This window comes from Patescibacteria group bacterium, assembly GCA_041661625.1.
In the GTDB taxonomy this organism is placed as follows: Bacteria; Patescibacteriota; Patescibacteriia; order JAHIZJ01; family JAHIZJ01; genus JBAZUB01.
The window spans coordinates 1-6,226 of the sequence record JBAZUB010000013.1 but is presented as its reverse complement, the minus strand read 5'-3'; the positions used below and the strand labels follow the sequence as shown (position 1 = coordinate 6,226).

Here is a 6,226-nt window from a genome sequence, read left to right as displayed (position 1 = left end):
CTGGCTTGGCTGACTTACCGGTTGATCGAGAAACCGTTCCGCTTCGGCAATCATAGCCGGGCTAAAACCTTGATCCTTATCGCACTGATGACGCTCGTCGGCTTCGTCGGGTTCAATTGCTATAAGAAAGAGGGCTATGCCTTCCGGTTGCCCGCAGAAGTTCAGATGTATGTACAGACAATTGATTTCCAATTCGCCAAATTTATACGATACGGCCAATGCCATTTAGAAACCGACGAAGTAATCGTTCACGATAAATCCTGTGTTGAAAGTGCCAGGCCTTTGGTCGCCCTTTGGGGGGATTCTCATGCTTCCGCTTTATATCCCGGCTTAAAGAAAATTCAGGAAGAATCTGATTTCGGAATCATGCAACTAACAACCGCCGCCTGTCCGCCTCTGCTCCAAGTTGGAACTTACTCTGTCCTGAGAAAAAAATGCGATGCCGCAAACCATAATGTGATTGATTTGCTCATTCGCAATAAGCCGGATGTATTGATAATGAACTCAGCCTTTATCGTGCCCGGCGGCGCATATACTTGGGATGAGTCCACGTTGGTTTCAAAATTGGATGAGACTTTGAAATTTATCAAATCCAAGTTGCAAAACACAAAGGTTGTTGTCATCGGCCCCGCACCTCAATGGCAAGAAAGTCCGCAGAAAGTCAGCTTCCTTTTCTGGAAGAACTCCCTCGACAAAAAGGAGCGCATTCCTGTTTCCCAGAAAGCCACGGTTTTCCCCACATTGGACAATTCATTAAAACAGATTACTGAATCGAATGGTGCTGCCTACATATCAGCCATACAGCACTTGTGCAATGCCGATAGATGTATATCGCGAATCGGCGATAATCCTGAGAGTTTTATTGCAGTTGATTATGGTCATTTATCCAAAGCCGGCTCAGAGTACTTCGTGGGTAAAATAAAACAGGGAATTTTTAGAAGTTTTCCGTCTGATTTCAAATCGAAACCTTAGCCCTACTGTAAATTCTTATGGCCACTTTGCACATCGTACTGTTACTTAGTTTTCTCACTTGGGGGCTTTGGCCTCGCAGGCACGATATTGCATCCACAATCTGCGCCCTGTTTCTATTGTCGTGGACCACTCTAGTCTGCACTGCCCTCCTACTCGGCTATTGGGGACTGCTCGGCAATCTCATCGCTTACGAAGCCATCTCGCTTTCCTTCGCGACCGTGTTTGCGCTTCTGCTGCGGCGAATGAATCACCTTCTCCCTGCTGCCGCAGCCATATCACAAGATAAAGGTACCCGCATAGATCGCTGGATAAACCTATTTTTGTGGTTTGCGATTCTAATCGTACTCGTGCAAACCGCAATGATTTGCACCTTCTACGTTTCAAATAATTTTGACAGCGTGGCATACAGATTCCCGCGAGCTATGTTCTATATAGAGCAGGGCTCACTTCATCAAGTGCCTGGCGATTCCCGAATCCAGTTCTATCCATTTGATATCTCCCTGGCCTATATTTGGTTCGCCATACACAACCTTGCCGGTACGTGGTTCAACCTGTTTGGATTTTTAACATGGCTTGTCGGTGGTGTGGCGGTATGGCGTTTTGCACGCGATATTGGCGCAAGGCACACTGCTTCGTTGTTTGCCTCAGCACTGTTTATCACCACTCCGGCAGTGCTAGTTTCTGCCAGTTCGACCAATGATGACCTGCTTGCCGGCGTTCCCCTACTCATTGGAGTCATGTTTCTGGTTCGTTGGTGGAAAACCGGAAGTTGGCACGATGCAATGTTTGCCGCGATGGGTATTGGCTTGTCTGCCGGATCTAAATTGCATCTCGCAATGATGGCCCCTATCGCCGGACTTCTGATAATCGGCATTGTTTTCCGGCTCGTGAAAACCAGAAGTTTCAAATCGTTCTTCCAACCTCGGGGAGCCAAAATCGCAGCTGCAATTCTGGTGATTGCAATCCTTGCCCTGCCAGTATTCATAGTGAATTATTCAGAAAGCGGCATGCTAGTGTTCGACATACCCGGCTTTTTGAATACGCCGTTCAGCCTTGTTTCAGCAAGCGTCCATTCCCTCATTTCAACTGCCAGCATGTTTTTTGGGCCGATACCCGATCTATATTTAGGGCATACGCAAGATGCCAGAAAAGCGTTTGGTGACGCATACAATGTATGGATTAACAATCTTTTCTTTTCCTGGGTAACGCCAAGCCTGCATTACAGCCACGAACCTTATTTTTACTTCGATGGGGTAGTCTCGAATGCTGCGCACTTTGGGGTAAATGAAGTTTCTGTCTGGCTAGGCTTTGTACCGTGGCTGCTGGTGTTGGTCATTATCTTGGCTCTACGCCAGAAGCCCAGTTATTTCAGATCTGTCGCATTATGGTTAGCATTGGCTTTCTTTGCGTGGCACTTCACCCGCTGCTTCCAATTGAAATACGTGAGAGGCGAGGGCATTTACTATGCGTTCTCCATGGCGCTTGCGGCACCTGCTTTGGCATGGCTCTGGGAATATGGAGCGCATAAAAGAAAGCTGGCGGGAGCGCTAGTGATCAGCGCATGTATCGGGGTTCTAGCCGCCAATCTGGTCAGTGCGGCAAACTATTTTGCGTTCAATTATCAGCGCAACATACCAAGCCTGCGGGCATCGCACTTTCAGCCAAACCAGCAAGTATTCTCTCCGCAGCTAAGCGATACATTAAAAGCCTCCCAGAGAACACTAATTGCTTATTCACAGTGGGAATTGCCGTACTTTCTGTTTATGACCGAGCATCCCTCCGCACGCTATGCCACCTCTACCGAACTTCATGCCACACCTAACGCCGACTATGACCTGGCTCTTGTATTGGCACGTGGCGGCACAGAAATTCCATTGGTGTTCGATCACGACGATCGTACGCGATTAAGCTTGATTGGAACTGCCCTGACGCTATATGGGACACAACGCGTATTTGGAACAGGAAAAGCTGTTGCATCCCAGACTTCAAATGAAGCTTCCATATTCGCAATATTTCAGTTGCACCAACAGCGTAATGACAAGGGCGGATTGGCATCTATCAGTTTTTCTAATTTTTACGGTATCGACAAAGATGAACACTTGATGTTCTCGATAACATACTTCGCCCAAAATACTGCGGCCAAGCTTGTTTTGGCTGCCGAGCCTTGGCCCAAGGTAGGCGCCATAAATGTTCCGGGCCAACCATTAGACGGCATGCTACATATTCGATTCTGGCGTCGCGACAATCCAAAAATTGCTTCGCATATGTGGTTGCCTATCAACCCAAGCGCCAATTGGAATGTGATGAACATGCGAGATTTGGTGCGCTATGATGCCCAAGAACTTTCCAAACAGAATGCGCACACTATGGGTTGGCAACCAGAAGAGGGGGGCTACAGCCGGATGAGCCAAAAGAAATCTGCCATTCGATTCCCGCTACTGCATGGGCTTTCAGCTTGTTCAGTCGGTATGGATACGGTGACAACGGGGAGTGGACAACTAACCCTTACTTTGAATGGAAAAGTAATTCAACGTCTTGTGCTACGCGATAAAGATACTTCCCAAACGCAGCAACTCAAATTGCCGGATGGCGCTATCCGTGCTGGGGAGAATGTGCTCGAATTCCTGATAAATGGTAAGGCCGCAACCGCCAGACCGACAATGTTCGGCTTAAGGTCACTCGCTATAGACTGCGGTTTGCGCAAAGACTTCCCTGCCGATCTCAATACAACACCGGAGTTGAAGGAGCAACTAAGGGGGCTGTGAACTTAACAGATTTTCGCGAGCGAATGCTGTCAAGCTCAATGCATAAGCGAATCACCCGAACAAGTTTGCAAGGCTGGGATTGAAAGATAATGCAGTCGACGCTTTTCATGTTTGGCCAAGGTAACTGCATCAAGAATGATTCCGCTGAATACGCTCAGAACAGCGCATGAAGCCATGCCGGTAATAACGATTAATGTTGGGACTCGCAACACCAATCCGGTTTGGGTGTAAGCGACAAAGATCGGCCAGAACATAACTGCTGCAATTAAGCCTAAAACCACTCCGATCACACAGAAGAACTCAAAGGGTCTCTCATTCTTCATGAGCCTCAGGATGGTAATCAATATTCGCATACCATCCCTCCATGTATTGAGTTTGCTGGTGGAGCCGATAGGCCTGCTGCCATAAGCAGTATCAATTTCAGCCACCGCCATTTTCATATCGAGCGCATGCACTGTTAACTGAGTTTCAATCTCAAAACCTGAAGACAATGCAGGAAAAGATTTTACATATCTTCTGCTGAAAACCTTATATCCAGAAAGCATGTCGGTAAAACCTCGGCTGAATATATGCCTCACCATACCGGTCAGTACGGCGTTTCCAAGCCGGTGCCCCGCGCGGTAGTTCTCTGCTCCGGTTTCAACTCGCTTTCCATTGATCATGTCGTATGGGCCGGACAACATGGTATTTACCATCTGACGCGCCTGCGAAGCATCGTAAGTTCCATCTCCATCCACCAATATGTAAATATCGGCCTCAATATCGGCAAACATTCGACAAACAACGTTGCCTTTCCCTTGCATTTTTTCGGTACGCACAATTGCACCGGCCGCCAATGCCTGACTGGCTGTGTCATCCCGGGAGTTATTGTCGTAAACGTAGATCTTCGCTTCAGGAAGTTCTTTGCCAAATGCAGTAACTACCGAGCCAATAGAGATAGCTTCGTTGTAACAAGGGATCAGGATGGCGATTTCAACTTTAGTTTCCATTTTTCTCACACACGACAAGAAGATTCTTTCCAAGCAGTTTGCCCAACAACCGATCCAGCACCAGACTTAGCGGGAACACGAACCTGTCATACGCTTTAAGTGCACCGACGTTGATTCTACCTTTTTGCTTGTTGGCGAACCATTTGTAGGCAAGCGTGGCTAACACCCCGATTGAATCAACGTAGACGCTACGAGTGATTCGATATCCCGCACCGCATAATTTCCCATTCAATTCGCCGCGAGAGTATCGGCGGACATGCCCCACCTCCCTATCCATGCTCGTAAACAACCAATGCAACGCCGGCACATAAATCAGCAGGCGACCGCCCGGCCGCAACTTACGGGATATCTCCGCAAGCACGCCGATATCATCCTCAATATGTTCGAGGACATTTACGCTGTAAACATAATCAACGCTGGCATCAGGAAGCAATGAGATATCTGGAACGGTTTCGAATCCTGAGGATTGAAGGATGACTAATTGCTTGTAATCTGGCTCAACGCACACCAAACGTCCGGCCCAAACTTTTGCTGTGTCGGCAAAAGCGCCAACTCCTGCGCCAAAATCGACAATCGTTGCATAGCCCTGACCATATTTATGGATCATTCTTCCCAAGAAATCGTTGTAATTCCTAGCATGTTGCATCGCCAGCAGATTCTCGTGCCCGGAATAAGTGTAGGAATTTTCTTTGGTCATTTATGCTTTGATCTGGCCGAATACAAAATGTTTGGACAAAAGGAAGTTCACCAACAGACCGGCGACCGCACCCACAGCAAGCCCAGCCACTGGCCAGGCCGCAAAGAAGGGAAAAATCGAAACACAAGAGGCATACACCGCCAAATTGGAAAGTGCGCCAGCCACTTGCACCACAAAATAGCTTGAGCCCTCAACCACCAGATGATTCTGCGAACGAAAGTTGTATTTCCGGTTAAGCCACCAGGTAACCAACACGGCGCAGGGGAAGGATAGCATCCTCGCATTCATGGCGCCCCATCCAAGGTGACGCCCTACGAGCGTAATAACTGCAGCTTCGATTACGAAGCCAATCCCTCCAATGACAGCAAACCTAACGAATCGAACAGAGAGTATCGGCATTTCAATCTATTTTTATCAACTCAACGGGGCACGCCCAAAATTTCTATATAGTTCGTTTATCGGACGCGCAAAGTAAGCAGGCTACAGGCATGATTATTCTTGCGAGTATATCGTTTTCGTACGGACTTAGGCTTCTGTAGTCGCGAGCTGTGACTGATACCGACTCTTCGGATTGTCATGCCTGTCTCTCAGGGGCAGTGAAGTCGGATGCTATACAATTCATTCAATAGAATCCTTTCCTATAAGAAATGTCCCCATTACCAACTGCTCCGCCACTCGGCACACCCCACCTAACGCATCCCAAATACCGTGCAGACATAGATGGTCTGCGAGCCATCGCCATTCTTGCGGTCGTCGGCTTTCATGCTTTTCCCACTTGGGTCAAGGGCGGGTTCATCGGGGTA

At 48.1% G+C, this 6,226-nt stretch carries 5 protein-coding genes; 2 read left to right on the top strand and 3 right to left on the bottom strand.

Translation table 11 applies throughout. From position 1 onward, the window contains the following. A partial coding sequence (locus WC734_06420) for an SGNH hydrolase domain-containing protein (GenBank protein MFA6198751.1) occupies nt 1-972 on the top strand: 972 nt, incomplete at its 5' end. A gap of 17 nt (nt 973-989) precedes the next feature. Next, entirely contained in the window at nt 990-3,737 is a 2,748-nt protein-coding gene (locus tag WC734_06415; GenBank protein MFA6198750.1) for a hypothetical protein, read from the top strand. A gap of 35 nt (nt 3,738-3,772) precedes the next feature. On the opposite strand, the gene WC734_06410 is transcribed toward WC734_06415, so the two are convergent. Genes WC734_06410 through WC734_06400 form a run of 3 tightly spaced genes read right to left on the bottom strand, consistent with a single transcriptional unit; the run spans nt 3,773 to nt 5,822 of the window. Beyond that, complete coding sequence (locus tag WC734_06410) at nt 3,773-4,726, bottom strand: glycosyltransferase (protein ID MFA6198749.1); 954 nt, start codon at nt 4,724-4,726, stop codon at nt 3,773-3,775. After that, nucleotides 4,716-5,423, bottom strand: coding sequence for a class I SAM-dependent methyltransferase (locus tag WC734_06405; protein MFA6198748.1), 708 nt, complete (start codon nt 5,421-5,423; stop codon nt 4,716-4,718). Before WC734_06405 ends, WC734_06410 begins: the two co-directional genes overlap by 11 nt. Then, complete coding sequence (locus tag WC734_06400; protein ID MFA6198747.1) at nt 5,424-5,822, bottom strand: GtrA family protein; 399 nt, start codon at nt 5,820-5,822, stop codon at nt 5,424-5,426. Nucleotides 5,823-6,226: the final 404 nt, after the last annotated feature.

What these genes read in the sequence shown, in the direction of transcription:
- WC734_06405 (MFA6198748.1), bottom strand. Translation starts at nt 5,423, where the DNA reads ATGACCAAAGAAAATTCCTACACTTATTCCGGGCACGAGAATCTGCTG.
- WC734_06415 (MFA6198750.1), top strand. Translation starts at nt 990, where the DNA reads ATGGCCACTTTGCACATCGTACTGTTACTTAGTTTTCTCACTTGGGGG.
- WC734_06410 (MFA6198749.1), bottom strand. Translation starts at nt 4,726, where the DNA reads ATGGAAACTAAAGTTGAAATCGCCATCCTGATCCCTTGTTACAACGAA.
- WC734_06400 (MFA6198747.1), bottom strand. Translation starts at nt 5,822, where the DNA reads ATGCCGATACTCTCTGTTCGATTCGTTAGGTTTGCTGTCATTGGAGGG.